The organism is Flavobacterium hibisci (genome assembly GCF_020026925.1).
Lineage (GTDB): Bacteria > Bacteroidota > Bacteroidia > Flavobacteriales > Flavobacteriaceae > Flavobacterium > Flavobacterium hibisci.
In genome coordinates this window covers 1-18,709 of sequence record NZ_JAIQDW010000022.1, presented here as the reverse complement: position 1 = coordinate 18,709, position 18,709 = coordinate 1, and the positions used below count along the sequence as shown (strand labels likewise).

Annotated in this window: 17 protein-coding genes; 2 read left to right on the top strand and 15 right to left on the bottom strand. The window is 35.5% G+C overall.

The features are described 5' to 3' along the window. Positions 1 to 100: 100 nt before the first annotated feature. From trpB to K8B81_RS17780, 15 genes are all read right to left on the bottom strand, one after another. Positions 101 to 1,282 carry a tryptophan synthase subunit beta gene (gene trpB / locus K8B81_RS17850; protein WP_223682911.1) on the bottom strand — a complete coding sequence of 394 codons (1,182 nt, stop codon included), beginning with the start codon at positions 1,280 to 1,282 and terminating at the stop codon, positions 101 to 103. A 13-nt stretch (positions 1,283 to 1,295) separates the two neighbouring features. Further along, positions 1,296 to 1,928, bottom strand: a complete 633-nt coding sequence (locus tag K8B81_RS17845) for a phosphoribosylanthranilate isomerase (RefSeq protein WP_223682910.1) — start codon at positions 1,926 to 1,928, stop codon at positions 1,296 to 1,298. Positions 1,929 to 2,090: 162 nt separating this feature from the next. Then, a complete protein-coding gene (gene trpC, locus K8B81_RS17840; protein WP_223682909.1) occupies positions 2,091 to 2,870 on the bottom strand; it encodes an indole-3-glycerol phosphate synthase TrpC in 780 nt (259 codons plus the stop codon). 32 nt (positions 2,871 to 2,902) lie between these two features. After that, positions 2,903 to 4,264: a Fic family protein gene (locus K8B81_RS17835; RefSeq protein WP_223682908.1), complete on the bottom strand. Its 1,362-nt coding sequence runs from the start codon at positions 4,262 to 4,264 to the stop codon at positions 2,903 to 2,905. Between the two features lie 11 nt (positions 4,265 to 4,275). Further along, on the bottom strand, positions 4,276 to 5,268 hold the full coding sequence (gene trpD, locus K8B81_RS17830) for an anthranilate phosphoribosyltransferase (RefSeq protein WP_223682907.1): 993 nt from the start codon (positions 5,266 to 5,268) through the stop codon (positions 4,276 to 4,278). An 86-nt stretch (positions 5,269 to 5,354) separates the two neighbouring features. Continuing rightward, complete coding sequence (locus tag K8B81_RS17825) at positions 5,355 to 5,921, bottom strand: anthranilate synthase component II (RefSeq protein WP_223682906.1); 567 nt, start codon at positions 5,919 to 5,921, stop codon at positions 5,355 to 5,357. Between the two features lie 130 nt (positions 5,922 to 6,051). Beyond that, positions 6,052 to 7,452, bottom strand: a complete 1,401-nt coding sequence (locus K8B81_RS17820) for an anthranilate synthase component I family protein (protein ID WP_223682905.1) — start codon at positions 7,450 to 7,452, stop codon at positions 6,052 to 6,054. Positions 7,453 to 7,752: 300 nt separating this feature from the next. Continuing rightward, entirely contained in the window at positions 7,753 to 9,027 is a 1,275-nt protein-coding gene (locus tag K8B81_RS17815) for a hypothetical protein (protein WP_223682904.1), read from the bottom strand. A gap of 202 nt (positions 9,028 to 9,229) precedes the next feature. After that, on the bottom strand, positions 9,230 to 9,796 hold the full coding sequence (locus K8B81_RS17810) for a YceI family protein (protein ID WP_223682903.1): 567 nt from the start codon (positions 9,794 to 9,796) through the stop codon (positions 9,230 to 9,232). Between the two features lie 32 nt (positions 9,797 to 9,828). Then, a complete protein-coding gene (locus tag K8B81_RS17805) occupies positions 9,829 to 10,461 on the bottom strand; it encodes an NAD(P)H-dependent oxidoreductase (protein WP_223682902.1) in 633 nt (210 codons plus the stop codon). Positions 10,462 to 10,465: 4 nt separating this feature from the next. Continuing rightward, on the bottom strand, positions 10,466 to 10,927 hold the full coding sequence (locus tag K8B81_RS17800; RefSeq protein WP_223682901.1) for a MarR family winged helix-turn-helix transcriptional regulator: 462 nt from the start codon (positions 10,925 to 10,927) through the stop codon (positions 10,466 to 10,468). Between the two features lie 225 nt (positions 10,928 to 11,152). Next, positions 11,153 to 12,742, bottom strand: coding sequence for a glycerol-3-phosphate dehydrogenase/oxidase (locus K8B81_RS17795; protein ID WP_223682900.1), 1,590 nt, complete (start codon positions 12,740 to 12,742; stop codon positions 11,153 to 11,155). 301 nt (positions 12,743 to 13,043) lie between these two features. Next, positions 13,044 to 13,520 carry a DUF6691 family protein gene (locus K8B81_RS17790; protein WP_223682899.1) on the bottom strand — a complete coding sequence of 159 codons (477 nt, stop codon included), beginning with the start codon at positions 13,518 to 13,520 and terminating at the stop codon, positions 13,044 to 13,046. Positions 13,521 to 13,531: 11 nt separating this feature from the next. Further along, positions 13,532 to 14,095, bottom strand: a complete 564-nt coding sequence (locus tag K8B81_RS17785; protein WP_223682954.1) for a YeeE/YedE family protein — start codon at positions 14,093 to 14,095, stop codon at positions 13,532 to 13,534. Positions 14,096 to 14,211: 116 nt separating this feature from the next. After that, the gene (locus K8B81_RS17780; RefSeq protein ID WP_223682898.1) at positions 14,212 to 15,630 is read right to left on the bottom strand and encodes an MBL fold metallo-hydrolase; all 1,419 of its coding nucleotides are present in this window, start codon (positions 15,628 to 15,630) and stop codon (positions 14,212 to 14,214) included. Positions 15,631 to 15,887: 257 nt separating this feature from the next. On the opposite strand from K8B81_RS17780, the gene K8B81_RS17775 reads away from it, so the two are divergent. Both K8B81_RS17775 and cydB read left to right on the top strand, forming a co-directional pair. Next, positions 15,888 to 17,234 carry a cytochrome ubiquinol oxidase subunit I gene (locus K8B81_RS17775; protein ID WP_223682897.1) on the top strand — a complete coding sequence of 449 codons (1,347 nt, stop codon included), beginning with the start codon at positions 15,888 to 15,890 and terminating at the stop codon, positions 17,232 to 17,234. Between the two features lie 2 nt (positions 17,235 to 17,236). Then, positions 17,237 to 18,313: a cytochrome d ubiquinol oxidase subunit II gene (gene cydB, locus K8B81_RS17770; protein ID WP_223682896.1), complete on the top strand. Its 1,077-nt coding sequence runs from the start codon at positions 17,237 to 17,239 to the stop codon at positions 18,311 to 18,313. Positions 18,314 to 18,709 lie beyond the last annotated feature (396 nt).

The window sequence follows — 18,709 nt, the reverse complement described above, 5'->3', positions numbered from 1 at the left end:
TAGGGATGGGAACGGTATCCTTTTTTATGGCTTTTTCTGCCATAAAAAAGATTTAGTGGACAGCCCGACCCTTGGGTAACGCCCAAAAATACAATTTTTATTACAATTTAAAATAGTCAATATAATTGTCTAAATCTTTGTCTCCACGACCCGAAAGACTGATCACCACAATATCAGTTGGTTTGAATTTCTTTTGGTCTAAAACGGCAAAAGCATGTGCGCTCTCAATCGCCGGAATGATTCCTTCTAATTTGGTAAGCTGTAAACCTGCATTCATCGCATCGTCATCGGTTACTGAGAAAAATTCGCCACGTCCGGTTTGTGCTAAATGAGCGTGCATTGGACCAACACCAGGGTAATCCAGACCTGCAGAAATCGAGTACGGTTCTGTAATTTGTCCGTCAGTGGTTTGCATTAAAAGAGTTTTACAACCGTGGATAACGCCCACTTTTCCTAATTTGCTTGTTGCGGCACTGTGTCCGCTATCGACACCTTTTCCGGCTGCTTCGACTGCGATAATACCTACTTCTGGCTCATGTAAAAAGTGATAATAAGTCCCCGCTGCGTTACTTCCTCCACCGATACAGGCTACAACATAATCAGGATTTTCACGACCTTCTTTTTCTTTGAGCTGCCATTTGATTTCCTCTGAAATTACACTTTGAAAACGCGTTACCATATCCGGATAAGGATGAGGTCCAATTGCCGATCCGATAATATAATGGGTGTCAACCGGATTGTTGATCCAGTCTCTAATGGCTTCGTTTGTAGCATCTTTCAAAGTTCTTGAACCCGAAAGTGCCGGACGAACTTCAGCACCTAACATTTTCATTCTGGCTACGTTTGGAGCCTGACGTGCAATGTCAATCTCACCCATGTACACGATACATTCCATTCCCATCAAAGCGCAAACAGTTGCTGTCGCAACACCGTGTTGACCAGCACCGGTTTCGGCAATAATTCGTTTTTTGCCTAAACGTCTGGCAACTAATATTTGCCCGATGGTATTGTTTACTTTATGCGCTCCGGTATGGTTTAAGTCTTCTCTTTTTAAGTAGACTTTTGTATTGTATTTTTCAGATAAACGTTTAGCAAAATATAATGGGCTTGGGCGGCCAACGTAATCTTTAAGTAATTGGTTGAATTCGGCTTTAAAATCAGGTTCAGCTGTAATTTTTAAATAATTCTGGCGTAATTCTTCTACATTCGGATAGAGCATTTCAGGAATGTAAGCTCCTCCAAATTCTCCGTAATATCCTTTTTCGTCTACGTTAAAATTCATTTTGTTTTAAAGTTTAAATGTTTACAATTTCAAATTTGCGCTTGAAATTGCTTAATAAATTTTTATTCTTTAGCCCCGGTTCGATTTCAAATTTACTATTTATATCGACAGCATAAATAGGCAAGTTGCTTTTTGAGATTTCTCCAATGGCTTTTAATTCATTCATTCCGATGCCACCGCTTAAAAAGAAAGGCTTTTTCGAATTGTATTTTTTTAATATTGTCCAGTCAAAAGTGGTTCCGTTGCCGCCGGGTAATTTTCCTTTGGTATCAAACAGAAAATATTCACTTACACTTTCAAATGGTTTTATAATTTCAAAATCAAAATTTTCATCCGCAGAAAATACTTTGATGATTTCGGTCTTTTGGGGTAATTGTTGTTTAAGTTCTGAGCAAAATTCTACCGATTCATTTCCGTGTAACTGAATGGCTTGTAAATTGTGTTTTTCTACTTTTTCAAGAATCTCTTCCTGGCTCTGGTTTACAAATACGCCTGTTTTTTTAATTGTTTTTATGAGCTCCGGAATATTTCCGTCACAATATCTTGCGGATTTATCCCAGAAAATAAATCCCATATAATCGGGCAGGAGAGAACCTACTTCGAGGATGTTGTCGGGATATTTCATGCCGCATATTTTGAGTTTCATTTCGTTGTGTTTTTTTACCGCAAAGTGCGCTAAAGGTTTTTTGATTTAAATGATGTTTAAAAACGATAAGTTCGCAAAGCTTTGTGTTGATTTTTTTGTCACAGATTAAAAGGATTTTAAGATTTGAAAATCCTTTTAATCTGCGAAATCTGTGGCAACTTTTTATAACTGATTAATAAATTCTGTTGCAGCCAGACCTGCGTTATCGGTTTTCATAAAGTTTTCTCCAATTAAGAAACCTTTGTAACCGTAAGGTTTTAATTCGCTAATGGCTTCTACAGACGAAATACCGCTTTCGGAAACTTTTACAAACTCGTTCGGAATTTGAGATGCCAGTTCTTTACTAAAATCCAGACTTACTTCAAAAGTTTTTAGGTTTCGGTTATTCACGCCAATCATGTCTAAACTTGGCATAATTGATTTTTGCAGTTCTTCCTGATTGTGGACTTCTAATAAAACTTCTAAACCTAAATTTTTAGCAAATTCAGATAAGGATTTGATTTCTTCACGGGTTAAAACTGCAGCGATCAGCAAAATCAAATCGGCTCCGTGGGCTTTTGCTTCTAAAATCTGGTATTCATCTACAATAAATTCTTTTCGCAATAGTGGAATATTTACTGAAGCTCTTGCTAAAATTAAATCGTCTAAAGATCCGCCGAAATATTTTCCGTCAGTCAGAACTGAAATTCCACAGGCTCCGGCATCTTCGTATCCCTTAACGACTTCTTCAACTGTAAAGTTGTTGTTGATTATTGATTTTGAAGGAGAACGGCGCTTGTGCTCTGCTATGATTCCGGAGTTGCTTTCCCTTAATTTCTGGCTTAGGGAAATAGTTTTTCTTTCAAAAAAAACAGAAGTTTCCAATTGTGAAACCGGAATGATTGATTTTTTAAGAATTACTTCTTGTTTTTTGTCTATTATGATTTTGTCTAAGATGTTCATTTTAATTTTTTACAATTTTTACAATTTTCCAATTATTTAATATCATTTCTGATACGCTCAATTAAATTTTTCCCTAAATCTTTTTTTACTTGTTCGATGGTTTCTTTATGAGGGAATTCATTGTAGGCATAGTTGCTTTCCCAAACTTCACTATGATTAACATAAAGTCTTATATTATAATTTGTTGCTTCAAAAGAAAGAGAAAAAATTATTTCATAAATATTATTGTTCTGAGCTTTTTTTAGACCATATTTGGTATGATGCCATTCTATTTCATATATATCTGTTTCATAAACGTTATGTCCAAATATTTTAATTTCAGTAGGCTCAGTTGATTTTTCAAATGGATTTACGAATGAGGATAATATTGATTTTGTTGGAAATTTTTCATTTTGATGATTAACCGAATGTTTTGTTTTACCCTCACTAAATAAATCATCAAATTGATTTATAACAACAGCTAATGGGTTCCAAACATCTGAATTTATGAATTGGAAAATCTCATAAATATTTTTTGGTGACTTTGTAAAACTTTCACCTTCAAGTTGTCGTTTTAATAAACTAATCTCTTTGTGCAAATCATCTTCCTCTTCAATATCAATATCCTGAATTGCATTTAAGACCAATTGCTCAGAACGCTCAATCAATCCTGCACAGTATTCAAAAAACAGTTCTCTAGAACCACCATAACCCTGAATATCGCTGATGTAATTATAATAAATTGAACGGTCTTTTTCATTGATCCAAAATGGATTATAACCTAATGAAATAAGAATCAAATTCGTTAATATTCTGGCTGTTCTTCCATTGCCATCATAAAAAGGATGAATGTCTAAATATTCCAAATGAAAATCCATTGCTACATCAATAGGATGTGGTGCATTTTTTTTATTAGCGTTAATCGCATCAATAGCAGCATTGGTTTTGTTTAAAAGAGCATGAATTTTATCAGGTACTTCTTCCGGAGCAACAAATGAATATTTTTCTCCTTTAGAATTAATGATCTCGTTAGCTTTTTCTTTCCATTGTCCAATTTTATTTTTAGACTTTGGATTTTCTTCGTGCATAATGCCAGAATGGATTTCCTTAATCCTTTTTTCGGAAAGTCTTAATTCGCCTTTGCCAATTTTTAAAATCTCAGTAATCACTTTGTCATGACCCTGCATTTCAAAAATATCTTTTAGAGGTTTATCATTAACTGTCAGATTCCCTACCATAACGCTACGAGTTTCTTCGATGGTAAGAGTGTTACCTTCCATGCTATTGGAATTATAGTTCCATTCTAGTCTGAATTTGTAATTTATTTTTCTTTTTTGTTCAACACTCAGTTCTCCAAAAGTAGCAACTTGTGATTTTATAGCATCAATTGCAGCTTTTTTGTTTTCGTAGCTCATAATTTCATTTTTTAGCTGGATAAAGAAATTAATTTATTCAAAGCTACTAATCCCTTTCCTGAAAACAAACTCTCTTTTGCTAATTCAAATCCTTCCAGTGGAGAACATTTCGTAACTGTTGCAATCGCCATTGCAGCATTGGTTAAGACTACATTATTTTGAGCCTCAGTTCCTTTTCCGGAAATGATATTAGTGAAAATTGCTGCAGATTCTTCGATGGTTTTTCCGCCTTCGATTTCGTTTTGTGATAAAAGACGAACACCAAAATCTTCCGGGTTTAACATTCCTTCCATGTTACTGGTAATAATTTTCGTTGGACCAGTTAAGGAAATTTCGTCATATCCGTCAAGCGAATGCAAAATAGTAAAGTTGACATCTGTGCTTTGGTACAAATACGCATACATTCTTGCCAATTCTAAGTTGAAAACTCCAACCAATTGATTTTGTGGAAATGCTGGATTTACCATTGGTCCCAACATATTAAAGAATGTTTTTACTGCCAGTTCTTTTCGGATTGGACCTACATGTTTCATTGCAGGGTGGAAAAGGGGAGCATGTAAAACACAAATTCCGGCCTGATCCATACATTTTTCTAAAAAAGAAGGATCATTACTGAATTTAATTCCCATTTTTTCCATCACGTTGCTTGATCCTGAAATGGATGAAACGCCATAGTTTCCATGTTTGGCAACTTTTATTCCGGCACCTGCCGAGACAAAAGAGGCCAAAGTTGAAATATTGAAAGTATCTTTTCCGTCACCGCCTGTTCCGCACAAATCGATGGTGTTGTAAGCTGATAAATCAACGCGGATGCATAATTCTAACAAAGCTTCACGAAAACCTGAAAGTTCATCAATCGTAATGCTTCTCATCATAAATACGGTCAAAAAAGCCGAAATTTGACTTGGATTGTACTGACCACTTGAGATATTAATCAATACGTTTTTTGCTTCTTCTTTGGTAAGCACTTCGTGATTGATTAATTTGTTTAATATTGTTTTCATTTTTTTACTTTTAGTTTTTTTGTTTCAAGTTTTAGTTTTCACACTTCAATATCTTGAAACTTTAAACATGAAACCTGAACAAAAAATTAATCTTTGATCCAGTTTTCTAAAATCCTCTTACCATTTGGTGTTAACACACTTTCCGGATGAAATTGTACTCCGCGAACATCGTATGTTTTGTGGCGTAATGACATTACCTGACCGTGCTCTTCAAATGAAGTAGCTTCTAAAACTTCCGGTAAATCAGCATTCACAACCCATGAATGGTAACGTCCTACTTCAAATTCATCTTCCAGACCATCAAATAATGATTCATCTGTAACTGCTTTTTTTACATTTGTAGCAACACCGTGGTATACTTTATCAAGATTTGAAAGCGTTCCCCCAAAAACTTCTCCAATTGCCTGCTGTCCTAAACAAACACCTAAAATGCTTTTTGTTGGGGCATATTTACGAATTACATCTTTAAGTAAACCCGCTTCATCCGGTATTCCAGGACCTGGTGAAAGTAATATTTTATCGAAAGAACCAATTTCGTCAATATCAAATTCATCGTTTCTGTAAACGGTTACTTCACAGTTTAAATCTTCCAGATAGTGTACTAAGTTGTAAGTGAAACTATCGTAATTGTCTATAACTAATATTTTTTTCATCTCTTTATTTTTGTTTTTATTGTTTGCTTCGCCAATTTGGCTAAAGCCTCGTGTCAGGTTTCAAGTTTCTGGTTTTCACGTTACAGTTAACCTGAAACTTGAAACAAAGAAACTTGAAACTGTTTTTAAACTATATTTTTTCAGCCATTTCCAAAGCCGTATTTAATGCTCTTAATTTATTATAAACTTCCTGCATTTCACTTTCTTCATCAGAACTTGCTACAATTCCGGCTCCTGCCTGACAGTGTAAATGATGGTTTTTTGAAAGGAAAGTTCGAATCATAATTGCGTGATTAAAATTACCTTCAAAATCCATAAAGCCAATTGCGCCTCCGTAGAAATTACGGTTTGTTTTTTCGTAATCTTCAATCAATTGCATCGCTCTGTGTTTTGGCGCGCCGCTTAAAGTTCCTGCAGGAAAAGTGTCGGCAACCACCTGCATGGTTGTCGCTTTATCATGTAAATGTCCGGTAACTTTTGAAACCAAATGGATTACATGCGAGAAAAACTGAACCTCTCTGTATCTTTCTACGTTCACATCATGACCGTTTCGGCTTAGATCGTTTCTTGCCAGATCGACCAGCATCACGTGCTCGCTGTTTTCTTTTTTATCCTCGGATAATTTTTTGGCCAATTCAGCGTCTTTTTCATCATTTCCGGTTCTTCTGAAAGTTCCGGCAATTGGGTGGATTTCGGCTTTTCTGTTTTTTACGATAATTTGTGCCTCGGGTGAAGACCCAAATATTTTGAAATCGCCATAATCAAAAAAGAACAAATACGGGGATGGGTTGATGCTCCTTAAAGCACGATACACATTAAATTCATCGCCTTTAAAACCCTGTGTGAAACGTCGTGAAAGAACCAATTGGAAAACGTCTCCACGGAAACAATGTTTTTTAGCCAAAGCTACATTGTGTTTGAATTCTTCGTCTGTAAGGTTAGAGAAACCTTCGCCTTCTTTGCTGAATTTATAAGAAGCTATATTTCTCGATTGTAATAATTGTTCGATTTCTGAAATATTGTTTCTTCCATCGACACTATGGCAAAAAATATACGCTTCGTTTTTAAAGTGGTTGATGGCGATGATGTTTTGATAAACCGCATAAAAAACATCCGGGATTAAGGTTGCTGAATCTTTTTTAGCAATTTCTACCTTTTCGAAATAACGTACAGCATCGTAAGAAATGTATCCGAACAGACCATTATTGATAAACTTAAAATCGTTTTTCTCTGATTTGAACTGACCTGAAAATTCCTGAATTACTTCCGGAATGTTAGTAGAAGCGTCAACTGAAATTTGCTCTCCCGTTCCATCAGGAAAAGTTTTAGAAATAACTTCGTTTTCGATTTTAATTGTTGCGATAGGATTGCAGCAGATATACGAGAAACTATTATCATTTCCGTGATAGTCACTACTTTCCAGTAGTAAACTATTTGGGAATTTATCTCTGATTTTAAAATAAATACTTACCGGCGTAATAGTGTCTGCCAGGATTTGTTTGTAGTGTGTGTTGAGTATAAAAGGTTTCAATGTATTTTGTTTTTAATTTTTAATATTTTCTGTTAGTTTGATTTCGACCAAAAAAAAAGGCTTGTCGTGATGACAAGCCTTTTATATTTTATAGTTTACAATACCATAGGAAGCTTTGTTCACGACGTTTGACGTAAATTCTTCCACCACCAAGTATTGTTCATTGTAATTTTCATAATCTTATTTTGATACCGCAAATATATAAATGTAATTTGAATTAGAATGCATCCAAACCCAAAAAAAACTTTTCTTAATTTATAAATTTGTTAAATATATAAAAAGCGCCATAGATTTTATTGCTTATTTTCCGCTTGCAACCGCATTGTTCAATTTTATTCTAAAGTCCGGATTTCCTTTAATATTAGGTGTTGCAAATAATTCGTCACTTCTTAATTTTGTAAATTCTATAGCAAATTCAGGGTTGCTGTACCAGTTTTTAATTCCGGGATCATTGCTTGAATATTCGCTTGTTATTTCGCCATTACAATTGTTGGCAATCACATTTTTTAATGTAATTTTTGATAAATTCTCATTTCCATTTCCGATACTTCCACTTAAAAGTATAAAAGGAGTGAAACCTGACACAACACTATTGGTCAAATTGAAGAAAGTGTTTTCTCCAATATGGGCAGATTCGCGAACGAGTCCCTGATTGTTTTCTTCCAGATTTACAAGAGTGATGTTGCTGGCATTTATTCGCGTCATTTTTTTAGTTACGTCTGTGTTTTCAATTTTGTCGTATGAATCTGCTTCAAAACATCTTGAACCTGAAATATCCGATGAAAAAGGGTGACGGATCGCAATACTGTTGCTGATATTGATTTGTGCCCCTTGTGTAAAATCAAAATCATCATCTGTAGTTCGGTATGAAATCAGGTTGTTCATATTCAAATCGCCTCCATAACATTCGAAAGAATCATCATTAGAAAAACTAATCTGAATATTACTTAAAACCGTTTTTCTTCCAACTCCCGCCAGTGAAAGTCCGTTAAGCTCTTTCAAAGCACTTAATTTTCTGCCCGAATATTCAATACGAACATATTTCAGAATTCCTGAATTATCTTCTGCGTCCTGTCCTCCATAATGATTTAATATTAGGTCTAAGTTGAAGGGCAGTGTACTTATGCCGCCAAGTTTATTGATAGGCGCTTTTCCCATAATGATGATTCCGCCCCAATCGCCAGGTCTTCTTTCAGTCGTTTCTTTATTAGAAGTAAAAATAATGGGATCTGTTTCTAAACCTTCTGCAACTATTTTTGCACCATTTGTAATTACTAATGTACCACAGGTTTTGTCGTCGCCTCTGATAACTGTTCCGGGTTCAATTGTAAGTACAGCATTATTAGTTACATAAACGATACCAACCAGCTGATAAGTATTACTTTTCGTTAGTCTGGAATCTTTGTCAATCGTTCCGGCAATTATATTTGTTGCTTCGTTATATTCTATGGCTGCTGGTTTAAAGTTAGTCCAGTTATTCATCCAGTTGGATGTTCCTGTTATTCCTTTTTGTTGTGCCTGAAGATTAAAAGTGTTTATAAGTAGTATAATGACAATGAGTAATTTAGTTTTCATAACTATAACTTTGATTTCTAGTTTGTGATTTTTATTGTTTTTAACGAGATCAAAATTAGAAGCAGAATGTTAATCAAAATTAAGTGTTTTGTTATGAAAGAGTTATCTGAATATTAAGAACATTATTTTTGTGTTTAAAAAAGAAACCCCAACAATTTAAATGTTGGGGTTTTATAAATTTCAAATTAGTAAGTCTGAAATATTAGAATTTTAAAGTTACAGCCAATTCAAAATCGTCATTGATTGTTTTGTCTCCTAAATTCTGGAAGAAGTTACCAGAGTTGTATTTGATATCATATTTAGTTCTGTCAACTTTAAATTCAGTTGTTGCGGTATTTCCTTTTACAGCGATGTCAAAAGTTACAGGTTTAGTGATTCCTTTAATAGTTAAGTCAGCAGTTACAGTGTAAACATCAGCTGATTTAGCACCAATTGTTTTGAAAACTAATTTTGAAGTTGGGTATTTGTCAGTTCCGAAGAAATCGTCAGCTTTTAAGTGACCATTTAATTTTCCCTGGTATTCTCCTGTCAAATCAGTTGCAGTTAATGAAGTCATATCAACTGTAAAACTTCCTCCAGTTAATTTTTTTCCTTTGAAAACTAAAGCTCCTTCTTTGAAGTTTACAGTTCCAGAGTGCTCTCCGGTTACTTTTTTACCTACCCATTTGATAGTAGATGTTTTCACATCGATTTTTTTAGTTTGTGCGTTTACTGAAACACCAGCCACTGCTACGAATAATGCTATTGCAATTGTTTTTAAATTTTTCATGTTGTAAAATGATTTTGATTGTTATTAAATAATTAAAGTGTGATAAATAATTCTTCCTGAGATTTTCTAACTTTTTTATAATGCTGAGCGTCGTCCTCATCATGTCTGTAACCAATAGTTGCAACAACTGCTGCATTTAAGCCTAATTTGTCCAAACCTAAAATTTCATTGAATGCTGCAGGGCTAAAACCTTCCATTGGCGTAGTGTCAATTTTTAATTCGGCTGCTGCGCTTAACAATGTTCCTAAAGCAATATAAGTTTGTTTAGCAGTCCATACGTTTTTTGCATCGTTTGATAAACCTGCAATCTGTCCTTTGATCATACCGCTGAATCCTTCTAAAGCTTCAACCGGGACACCTCTGGTTTCGTTGATGTTTTTCATATATGCATCAACCGAATTTGCATCAAGAGATACATCATTTGCAAAAATGAAAAGGTGAGAAGCATCTGTGATTTGAGTTTGCCCCCAGGCTTCGGCTTTTAATTTTTCTCTTAATTCCGGATTTTCTACAATAACCACTTTAAATGGCTGTAATCCGTATGAAGAAGCGCTTAATCTGACAGCTTCTTTTAATGTATTTAAATCTGATTCTGAGATTTTTTTGGTTGCATCAAATTTTTTAGTTGCATATCTCCAGTTTAAATTGTCTAATAATGTACTCATAATATTAATTTTCTTGGGTTCTGTATTTCTCTAATAATAGGTTTAATAATTCTAATTCTTCAGGGCTTATATTGGCAGCAAATTCACGCTCATGTGCATCTACTTTTGGATCTAATTCTTTTAAAACATCCAGTCCTTTTTGGGTGATTAAAACTTCAATTTTTCTTCTGTTTCCCGGGCATACATTTCGGGTTACATACTCTTTTAATAGCAATTTATCAACCAATCGGGTTGTGTTGCTGGTTTTCGCAAGCATACGTTCCTGTATCACACACATGTTTGCAGGATTTCCTTTTTGCCCTCTTAATATCCGTAATACATTATATTGTTCACCGGACAGATCATACGGTTTTATCAACTCATTGAAATGATCCTGAATTACATTTTGCGTATACATGATATTCAGAATAACTTTTTTCGCATTATCCAGCTTAACAGTACTTTTTATAACCTCTTCAATTGTCATAGTTGCAAGTGTATAATTTGTATATACAAATGTATTGCTTTTAATAGTTGTATATACAAATGTGGTGTTAATTTTTCGTTAATAAAATTAAAACCGGTAATTTGTATATAAATTCTATATAATTAGTATAAATGTAATGTAATTTTTTTAATCTGAAATATTGATTAAAGATAATTAATAAATAAGTTCTATTTAGAAAGTAATCTGTGTTTTTAAGTGTTTGTTTTACAGATTGTCTGGTTGAAATTCAGATAAGAGATATCCTTTAGATATTTTTTTAAAATCTGAAATTTCCTTAGCAATCCAGATTTCATCATGTCCGAGTTCTTTCGCAATTAATCGTGCCGCTTTTTCTGAAGACTCAATTGCCGCCCTCGCATCTAAGAATAATAAACGGACACGTCTTGCCAGAATATCATCGACATTTCTGGCCATTTCATAACGGATTGCCCAAACCACTTCTGCTATAGTGAATTCGTGGTTGGGATGAAGTTTTTCATTTAGTTCAGGTTCACTTTTTTGTAATTGGGTTATTTGAGGAATATCTGAGCCATAAATGTAAAGGTGATTTTCCCGATCAGCAGTAGTGGTGAGTTTGTTTCCGTGAATGGAAAGATGTTCAGTGACACAATCTTTTTTAGGTAATTTTCCTGTTTTGATGGCTTTGTCAATAATTTCCTCAGCCATTTTTCTATATGTGGTCCATTTTCCGCCGGTAATCGTGATTAATCCCGTTTTAGAAACCACGATTTTATGGCTTCTGGAAACCTCTTTGGTACTTTTGCCCTCTTCTTTAGGTGCTGCCAACGGACGTAAACCTGCAAAAACCGATAATACATCTGCTCGTGTTGGTTTTTTGGCTAAAAAACGTTGAGCTGTTTCAAGAACAAATTGAATCTCACTTTCCAGGGCAACAGGTTCTAAACTGTGGCTTTTTATTAAAGTATCTGTGGTCCCAACCACGATGCGGTTATGCCACGGGACTGCAAATAAAACCCTTCCGTCTTTTGTTTTCGGAATCATTAAAGCATGATCGCCGGGTAAAAATGATTTGTCAAACACCAGATGGATTCCCTGACTCGGAACGATATATTTTTTATACACTTTATCATTGAGCTTCATTATTGCATTTGTAAAAACGCCAGTAGCATTTATGATGGCGGAACCTTTTATGTCGTATTGAGTTCCTGTTTCCTGATCGATTGCCTGTACGCCAATAACCGTTTCCGTATCATCTTTTATTAGATTAACAACCTTTATATAATTGATAACGCATGCACCTTTTTCTACAGCTGTCTGTGCAAGATTGATGGCTAATCGCGAATCATCAAATTGTCCGTCATGATAGATTACGCCGTTTGCCAGTCCTTTTTCCTGAACATTTGGAAGCATTTCGATGGTTTTTTCCTTTGAGATATATTTTGAAGCGCCTAAACTTAAGCTGCCCGCCAATAAGTCATAAATTTTTAAGCCGATAGTATAAAAATAACCGCTCCATCGATTGTAATTTGGAATAACAAACGATTGGTTTTTAACCAAATGTCCTGCGTTTTGAGCCAGCAAACCTCTTTCTTTTAACGCTTCACGTACCAGATGCACATCGCCTTGGGCTAAATAACGAACTCCGCCATGTACGAGTTTTGTACTTCTGCTTGAAGTTCCTTTTGCAAAATCAACAGCTTCCAGCAATATAGTTTTGTAACCACGACTTGCTGCATCAAGCGCTGTTCCGAGACCGCTTGCGCCTCCGCCAATGATTATTACGTCCCAATTTTGTGTGCTTTGTAGTTTTGATAATTGTTCGGAACGGTTCATATTTTGGCTTTTATGTTTTTTTTTGGGGGAAAATGATCTTTATAGCAAACTTAGCGAAAGGAAATTAAAAATTGATGAAGAAAAAAATCTAGTTTTTATTGTTTTAGGTTTCAAGTTTCAAGTTGATTGACTTTGAAGATATTTAACCGCAAAGTGCGCAAGGTTTTTAATAATGTAGACTTTTATAAAGCGCAAAGTTCGCAAAGCTTTGTAAATAACTTTGCGAACTTTATGTATATTTTAGTATGCTTTGCGTTTAAATCAACTTGAAACCTGAAACAAATAAAACCTGAAACCAATTTTAATGAGGAAGTTTGTCTTTTATTAAACCATAAACCCAGGTTCCGGCAATTGCACTTACTAAAGTTACAACAATCACTGTTGCACCTGTACCAATTTGGGCGAACAATGGTCCCGGACAAGCTCCGGTAATGGCCCATCCGAAGCCGAATAACAATCCGCCGTAAATTTGTCCCTTGTTGAAAGTTTTCGGCTGGATTTCGATTTTTTCTCCTTGTAACGTTTTTATATTGAATTTTTTAATCAATTGCACTGATAGTAATCCGACAGCAACTGCGCTTCCAATTACACCATACATATGAAATGACTCTAAACGGAACATTTCCTGAATGCGAAACCAGCTGATGATTTCGGCTTTTACAAATATAATTCCGAAAAAAATCCCAACGATTAAATATTTTAGGTTTCCGAATACGGATTCATTTTGCTGACTTGCGTTGATTCCTTCGCTGTCTGTATTTTTATTTTCTAAACTCATTTTTTAAAATTTTAAAGTGAAAGAATATAAGGCAAAATCAAAAGTGACATTATAAAACCGCCAATCATAAAACAGATTGTAGCGACTAACGACGGCCATTGCAGATTTGATAATCCCATGATGGCATGTCCGCTTGTACAGCCTCCTGCATAACGGGTTCCGAAACCTACTAAAAATCCACCTAGGACAATCATGATGAATCCGCGTAGCGTTAGTAAACTTTCCCAAGAAAATAATTGCGACGGAACTAAACCGGTGTGATCTGTGATTCCGTAATTGGCTAATTTTGCTGACAATTCGGGAGTGATTACAACAGCGTTTGGATTTGACAGGAAATAAGCAGCGATAACACCACCAAAAAATATTCCTAGAACGAAAAATAAATTCCAGCTTTCTTTTTTCCAGTTGTATTTAAAAAAGGAAATATTAGCAGGAATACATGCAGCGCAAATATGGCGCAATGAGGAACTGATTCCGAAAGATTTATTTCCGATAATTAATAATATAGGTACAGTTAATCCGACTAACGGACCGGCAACGTACCAAGGCCATGGTTCTTTAATGATTTCTAATATGCTCATGTTTAAAATGTTTTGAACCATATATGTGATATAAGTAAATATAAGCAAGCTTTAATTGAGTTAACTAATATGAACTAATATCATATATGGTGGAAATTTATTTTTTATGTTTATGATTTTAGAGTTTTGCTTTGACAAACAAAGTCTGATTTTGGGATATTGGTTTTTGCAATTGCTCCAAAACCGCCTTCAATTTCGGTAAAATTTCTGAAACCGCGTGCCTGTAAAATAGATGCGGCAATCATACTTCTGTAGCCTCCCGCACAATGCAGGTAAAAATGTTCCTTAGGGTCAATATCTTTTACCCAGTCATTAATATAAGCCAGAGGTTTGCTGTATGAATCTTCGACATGTTCAGCTTCGTATTCGGTTTCTTTTCGAACATCAATTATTTTGTCTTTTTTGATGTCAGCTTCGTTTGCAAATTGTTCTGCGGAAATTCGGTTTACAGCATCTGTTTCAAACCCTGCTTTTTGCCAGGCTTCAAAACCACCTTCCAAATGTCCTATAATGGTATCAAAACCTACACGGCTTAAACGGGTTACAGTTTCTTCTTCCGTGCCAATTTCTGTAACCAGAATAATCGGCTGCTTTACATTCGCAATCAAAGTGCCAACCCAGGGCGCAAAATCGCCGTTGATTCCAATGTTGATAGATTGTGGAATGAATCCTTTGCTGAAATCTGCTGCACTTCTGGTATCTAAAATTAATGCTCCGGTTTCTTCTGCTACAGCTTCAAAATCTTTTACATCAATGGCTTTCATTCCGTTATGCAAAACCGTTTCGAAGCTTTCATATCCTTTTTTGTTCATCGCCACATTCATACTGAAATAGGCTGGGGGAGGCAGCAAGCCATCTGTAACCTCTTTGATGAATTCGGCTTCCGTCATATTTTCCCGCAAAGCATAATTGGTTGCTTTTTGATTTCCGATAGTAGAGACAGTTTCTTTACTCATATTTTTTCCGCAGGCACTTCCGGCACCGTGTGCAGGGTAAACAATAACATCATCAGCCAAAGGCATAATTTTATCTCTTAACGAATGAAATAAAATGCCGGCCAATTGATCCTGAGTCATTCCGGCTGCTTTTTGAGCCAAGTCCGGACGGCCTACATCGCCAATAAATAAAGTATCACCGGAGAAAATTGCATGATCTTTTCCGTTTTCATCTATTAGTAAATAAGTGGTGCTCTCCATAGTATGCCCTGGGGTATGTAGTGCTTTGATCGTAATGTCACCTATTTTAAATTCCTGTCCGTCTGTTGCGACAATACATTCAAATTCAGGTTTAGCATTTGGTCCGTACACTATTGGAGCCAGGGTTTCTTTGCTTAGATCAAGATGACCGGAAACGAAATCGGCGTGGAAATGCGTTTCAAAAATATATTTCAATTTAACCTCATCGCGCTCTAAACGATCCAGATAAGGCTGAATTTCACGAAGTGGATCAATAATGGCAGCCTCTCCATTTGAAGTAATATAGTATGCACCCTGTGCGAGACATCCGGTGTAAATTTGTTCTATTTTCATGATTCTCTTAGTAAATAATTGGATGACAAAGGTAAGTTTGTTTTGGGCTAAAGTAAGTGACTAATGTTACAGAAATCTGGTTTTGCAGAAAAAACTTTAAATAATTTCACCATATAAGTGATATAAGTTCATTTTAGATTTTGCGTAAAATTATATTTACTCATAGGGTTTAAAAATTTATAAATAAACTGGTTTTGCAGGACAGCAATTCGGGTTTTAATGGGTAAATTTGTGGAACTTCATAAATAAATTACCTTATGGAAGAAATGCTCTTTTATGACCGAATGCAATTTGCCTTCACCATTACTTTTCATTATCTTTTTCCACAGCTTACAATGGGTCTTTCGCTCATTATTGTTTACTTTAAGTGGAAATATCTTAAAACTAATAACGAACAATACAATCATGCCACGCATTTCTGGATGAAAATCTTCGCCCTGAATTTTGCAATGGGAGTTGTAACCGGAATTCCGATGGAATTTCAGTTTGGAACTAATTGGGCTAAATTCTCCGAATTAACGGGTGGGATTATTGGACAAACTCTTGCTATGGAAGGGATGTTTTCTTTCTTTCTCGAATCTTCTTTTCTCGGTATCTTTTTATTTGGAGAAAAACTTCTTGGACATAAATGGCATTTTGTAACCGGATTGTTGATTATGATTGGCTCCTGGGCTAGCGGCTATTTAATCATTGCTACACATTCGTGGATGCAGAATCCGGTAGGCTATGAAATTTTGGAAAACGGAAAATTTGTACTAACGAATTTTAAAGCCTTGTTTTTAAATCCATGGTTGTGGCCTTCTTATCTGCATAATCAGGCGGCTTCTTTGGTAACGAGTTCATTTGTGGTTGCCGGAATTGGTGCTTTTTATATTTTAAGCAGAAAAAATGTTTCTTTTGGGAAATTGTTTTTAAAAACCGGAGTCATTTTCGGATTGATTTCGAGTATCATCGTTGCCGTTCCAACAGGTGATTTACTGGCTAAAAACGTGGTGAAATACCAGCCAGTGACTTTTGCGGCTATGGAAGGAATTTTTCACACAGAGAAAAAAGGTTCTGAAATTGTCTTAATAGGACAGCCCGATGTAAAAGACAAAAAACTCGACAATAAAATAGCCGTTCCCAATATCCTGAGTTTCCTGACCTATGGAAACTGGAATCAGGAAATCCAGGGCTTAGATCAGTTTGAAGAAGACTTGCATCCAACCAATATTTCGGGATTGTATTATGCGTATCACATTATGGTAGGACTCGGAACCGTATTTATCGGTTTGATGATCCTTTCGCTTTTTCAGCTAATCAGAGGAAAATTGTTTGAAACCAAATGGATTTTATGGTCGCTGATGTTTATGATGCCATTTCCCTATATAGCCAATACTACAGGCTGGTACACTGCCGAATTGGGAAGACAGCCCTGGCTTGTTTATAATTTAATGCGAACAGCATCGGGTGCTTCGCCAACGGTCTCCTCCGGAAATACCTTGTTTACTTTATTGGGTTTTATAGGGTTGTATTTATTGCTTGGAATGCTGTTTTTGCTTTTGGTTGGAAAAATTATCAATAAAGGACCGCATCATGTGGAACTTTCAACAGAAAAAATATAAGTATGGAATTTTTTTGGTACGTAGTTTTAATGGGAATCCTGGCTGTTTATCTGGTATTGGACGGTTATGATTTTGGTGCAGGAATTATTCATTTATTTTTTGCGAAAACAGAAAGAGATAAAAAAGTTATTACAAACTCCATTGGACCTTTTTGGGATGCCAATGAAGTCTGGCTTATTGCTGCCGGAGGCGTTTTGTTTTTTGCATTCCCCACTTTATATGCATCGTCTTTCAGTGGATTTTACCTGCCTTTGATTATGATTTTATGGCTTTTGATTTTCCGCGCCATCGGATTGGAAATGCGCGGACAGGTGCACCATCATATGTGGGAGGCGATTTGGGACAAAGCTTTCGGAATAGCGAGTTTGCTTTTGGCACTTTTCTTCGGAATTGCGCTGGGAAATATCGTTCGTGGTGTAAACCTCGGAATGGTTCAAAATGGCGTTTCGACGCAGGAAGCACATTATTTCTTTCTGCCCTTATGGAATCCAACTTTTAGCCCACAGGCAAATGAATTGGGGATTATCGATTGGTTTACACTTTTCCTTGGAATTGTAAGTGTCGTGGCGCTGACCATTCATGGTGCAAACTGGATTATTTACAAAACCAATTCTTCATTAAATCCGAAGCTTAAAAATGTGGTTTTTAAACTGAATATTGTTTTGCTGGTTCTGGTTTTTATTTCACTGCAGGTCTGGCATTTTATTGAGCCTAAACCGTTTCATAATTTTGTAGAAAACCCAATTTTATGGTTTTTTCCGATTCTGACTTTTGTTGGGATTTTAGGATTATTTAAAGTACGAACTTTTAAAAAAGACGGTTACGGTTTTCTGTTTTCGACTTTGTTTTTATTGGGTGGATTTGCCTCAACAGCGGTTTCCATTTTTCCGAATGTTCTGCCATCAACGAATAAAGTAAACCCGTCCTTGACGATTTACAATACTGCAGCCGGAGAATATGGACTGAATGCTGGTTTGAGCTGGTTTTTTGTGGCTTTGTTTCTGGTGATTGTTTATTTTATTATTCAGTATCGCGTTTTCAGCGGGAAGATGGATGATGTTGGGTATGGAGAGCATTGATTATGTTTTTAGCCACAAATTGCACGAATTCTAACGAATTGAATTTTATTTTTGTTATAAAATTAATTGCCTCCAGTTTTAACTGGAGGTTTTTTTATATGGATTAGGAAAAGGCTTTAGCCAAAAGATTAAGTAGACTGCACCCAAAAGTTTAGACAGATTTAAAAGATGGGTTAAAAGAAGATTCGGTATTATCTAACAATTGTAAATGTTCTATTCATTCTGAATCGCGTTAGGGATAGCAGCGGTATCTCCCGATTTAGAAAAACAAGAGGCTGTCTCAAAAGTGAGGCAGCTTTTTTTGTGGCATAAAAAAAAGGAAAGTTTTCGCTTTCCTAATTCTTGCAATTTAATTAAATTGCGGTGTGTGTATAGCTTCAAAAGTAGTCTTTAAAG

What these genes read in the sequence shown, in the direction of transcription:
- trpB (WP_223682911.1), bottom strand. Translation starts at nt 1,282, where the DNA reads ATGAATTTTAACGTAGACGAAAAAGGATATTACGGAGAATTTGGAGGA.
- K8B81_RS17845 (WP_223682910.1), bottom strand. Translation starts at nt 1,928, where the DNA reads ATGAAACTCAAAATATGCGGCATGAAATATCCCGACAACATCCTCGAA.
- trpC (WP_223682909.1), bottom strand. Translation starts at nt 2,870, where the DNA reads ATGAACATCTTAGACAAAATCATAATAGACAAAAAACAAGAAGTAATT.
- K8B81_RS17835 (WP_223682908.1), bottom strand. Translation starts at nt 4,264, where the DNA reads ATGAGCTACGAAAACAAAAAAGCTGCAATTGATGCTATAAAATCACAA.
- trpD (WP_223682907.1), bottom strand. Translation starts at nt 5,268, where the DNA reads ATGAAAACAATATTAAACAAATTAATCAATCACGAAGTGCTTACCAAA.
- K8B81_RS17825 (WP_223682906.1), bottom strand. Translation starts at nt 5,921, where the DNA reads ATGAAAAAAATATTAGTTATAGACAATTACGATAGTTTCACTTACAAC.
- K8B81_RS17815 (WP_223682904.1), bottom strand. Translation starts at nt 9,027, where the DNA reads ATGAAAACTAAATTACTCATTGTCATTATACTACTTATAAACACTTTT.
- K8B81_RS17810 (WP_223682903.1), bottom strand. Translation starts at nt 9,796, where the DNA reads ATGAAAAATTTAAAAACAATTGCAATAGCATTATTCGTAGCAGTGGCT.
- K8B81_RS17805 (WP_223682902.1), bottom strand. Translation starts at nt 10,461, where the DNA reads ATGAGTACATTATTAGACAATTTAAACTGGAGATATGCAACTAAAAAA.
- K8B81_RS17800 (WP_223682901.1), bottom strand. Translation starts at nt 10,927, where the DNA reads ATGACAATTGAAGAGGTTATAAAAAGTACTGTTAAGCTGGATAATGCG.
- K8B81_RS17795 (WP_223682900.1), bottom strand. Translation starts at nt 12,742, where the DNA reads ATGAACCGTTCCGAACAATTATCAAAACTACAAAGCACACAAAATTGG.
- K8B81_RS17790 (WP_223682899.1), bottom strand. Translation starts at nt 13,520, where the DNA reads ATGAGTTTAGAAAATAAAAATACAGACAGCGAAGGAATCAACGCAAGT.
- K8B81_RS17780 (WP_223682898.1), bottom strand. Translation starts at nt 15,630, where the DNA reads ATGAAAATAGAACAAATTTACACCGGATGTCTCGCACAGGGTGCATAC.
- K8B81_RS17775 (WP_223682897.1), top strand. Translation starts at nt 15,888, where the DNA reads ATGGAAGAAATGCTCTTTTATGACCGAATGCAATTTGCCTTCACCATT.
- cydB (WP_223682896.1), top strand. Translation starts at nt 17,237, where the DNA reads ATGGAATTTTTTTGGTACGTAGTTTTAATGGGAATCCTGGCTGTTTAT.